Below are 2,489 nucleotides of genomic sequence, written 5' to 3'. Positions count from 1 at the left end.
GCGGGCGCCTGCGCCTCGGCCTTGCTCCTGCGGGCGTACTGCTTGGGCGGCCCACCCACCTGAGGCGCTGCGCCCTCACCGGCCGGAATCGACATGTCCAGGCGGGTCTCGATGCGCTCGATCCGTTGCAGCAGAGCTGCTTCCGTGTCGCTCGCCGATGGCAGCAGCAGCCGAGCGCACACCACCTCGAGCAGCAGTCGGGGCGCGGTCGCGCCGCGCATCTCGCCGAGGCCGGCGTGCACCACCTCGGCGTAGCGGGTCAGCGTCGCGGTGCCGATGCGCGTCGCCTGCTCGCGCATCCGGTCGAGCACGTCCTCGGGCCCGTCGACGACGCCACGCGCCGCGGCGTCGGGCACCGACTGCAGGATGATCAGGTCGCGGAACCGCTCCAACAGGTCGGTGGCGAACCGGCGCGGGTCGTGCCCGGCGTCGATCACGGCCTCGACGACGCCGAACAGCGCAGCGGCATCGCCTGCGGCCAACGCGTCGATCGCGTCGTCGATCAGCGCGACATCCGTCGCACCCAGCAGCGCCAGCGCCCGCGCGTAGTTGACGTGGTTGCCTTCGGCGCCGGCCAGCAGCTGGTCGAGCACCGAGAGCGTGTCGCGGGGCGATCCGCCGCCGGCGCGGATCACCAGCGGGTAAACCGCGTCGTCGACGGTGACGTTCTCCTGCGCGCAGATGTTCTCCAGCAGCGTGCGCATGGTGCGCGGCGCCAGCAGCCGGAAGGGGTAGTGGTGTGTGCGCGACCGGATGGTCGGCAGCACCTTCTCCGGCTCGGTGGTCGCGAACACGAAGATCAGATGTTCGGGCGGCTCTTCGACGATCTTCAGCAGCGCGTTGAAGCCGGCCGTGGTGACCATGTGCGCCTCGTCGACGATGAAGATGCGATACCGCGACTGCGCCGGCGCGTAGAACGCGCGGTCGCGCAACTCGCGGGTGTCGTCCACACCGCCGTGGCTGGCCGCGTCGAGTTCGACCACGTCGACGCTGCCTGGCCCATTGGGCGCGAGCGCCACGCACGAATCGCACACCCCGCACGGCGTGGCCGTCGGCCCCTGCACGCAGTTCAGCGACCGCGCCAGGATGCGCGCCGACGAGGTCTTGCCGCAGCCACGCGGACCGGAGAACAGGTAGGCGTGGTTGATCCGGCCGGACGTCAGCGCCGTCGACAGTGGCTCGGTGACATGTTCCTGGCCAACGACCTCCGCGAAGGTCGCGGGCCGGTACTTGCGGTAGAGCGCCACGCACAGCAGGCTACCGGCGCGGTCCGACGGCGCGACACCTCAGCCCTGCCCCTCTCGATTGTGAAATCGGCGACGGTCCCGGGCGCCAAAGCGTCGTCAGATTCACAAACGGCGTGGACCTGTGGATGACCGCGCGACGGGGACGCGTTCCGTCGGTCGGCGCGTGCACCGTACGACCATGACCGAGCCGCGATGGCCGTTCGTCGGAAGCGAAGCGTTGTCGACGGGCGCGATCTCCGAGCCACGATGCGCCGTCTGTACACGCCGCTCTACCCGAACGTCTACGTCCCGCGCGACGTCACCGTGTCGGCACCCGAGCGGGCGCGGGCGGCGTGGCTGTGGTCAAAGCGGCGCGGAATCGTGAGCGGGCTGTCGGCGGCGGCCGTGCTGGGCAGCAAGTGGTTCGACGCCGGCCTACCGGCGGAGCTCATCCACGACAACCGCAGACCGCCAACGGGTCTCGTCGTCCGCACCGAGCGGGCGCTGCCCGACGAACTCGTGAGCATCGCCGGCATGCCCGTCACAGATCCCGCCCGCACCGCGTTCGACCTCGGTCGTCACCTCGAGTCTCGAGTACTCGCGGTGCAACGCCTCGACGCGCTGGCCAACGCCACCGGGCTCAAACACGTCGACGTCGAGGCGGTGATCACCGCAGGAGACCGTCGCCCGGCTGGCATTGGTCGGCGCGGGGCTTCCCGCGCCGCAGACGCAGGTCCGCGTGTTCGACGGGTACCGGCAGTTCGTCGCGCGTCTCGACATGGCCTATCCGGATCTGTTGGTCGGCATCGAGTACGACGGATCACAACACTGGACCGATCCGCGGGTGAGGCAGCGCGACATCGACAAGCAGTTCGCGTTGACGGAACTCGGCTGGGTGATCGTCCGCGTCAGCCGAGACCTGCTGCAGCATCGGCGGACGACTTATGTGGCGAGGGTCGAGAGCGCGCTGCGCGCACGCGGGCTTCGAATGTGAACCTGGCGACGCTTTTCGCGAAAACCGTCGTCAGATTCACAAACCGGCCGGCTAGTCCTTGAGCAGCGACTCGGTCGCTGACAGCAGCGCGCAGATCGCCAGGCCGTCGATCGCGGCCCGCAGCTCGGGCTCGGGCGGCATGGTCGGCGCGATGCGAATGTTCTTGTCTTCCGGGTCTTTCCGATAGGGGAAGGTCGCACCGGCCTCGGTCACCGCGATGCCCGCATCCTTGGCCAGCGCCACGGTGCGCTTGGCCGTACCCGGCAACA

1 protein-coding gene and 2 pseudogenes are annotated in these 2,489 nt (G+C 69.7%); 1 reads left to right on the top strand and 2 read right to left on the bottom strand.

What is annotated here, in order from left to right:
* The coding region (locus A5698_RS05925; RefSeq protein ID WP_156670625.1) for a DNA polymerase III subunits gamma/tau at nt 1-1,247 on the bottom strand (1,247 nt) is incomplete at its 3' end.
* 178 nt (nt 1,248-1,425) lie between these two features.
* Between A5698_RS05925 and A5698_RS05920 the strand changes: the two are divergent.
* Nucleotides 1,426-2,220, top strand: a pseudogene (locus A5698_RS05920) (endonuclease domain-containing protein).
* Nucleotides 2,221-2,271: 51 nt separating this feature from the next.
* Here the strand turns inward: A5698_RS05920 and A5698_RS05915 are convergent.
* Nucleotides 2,272-2,489 (bottom strand): annotated as a pseudogene (locus A5698_RS05915) (aminotransferase); the annotation flags it as partial.

Source organism: Mycobacterium sp. E136 (assembly GCF_001666865.1).
GTDB lineage: Bacteria > Actinomycetota > Actinomycetes > Mycobacteriales > Mycobacteriaceae > Mycobacterium.
This window is presented reverse-complemented; position numbering and strand designations above follow the sequence as displayed.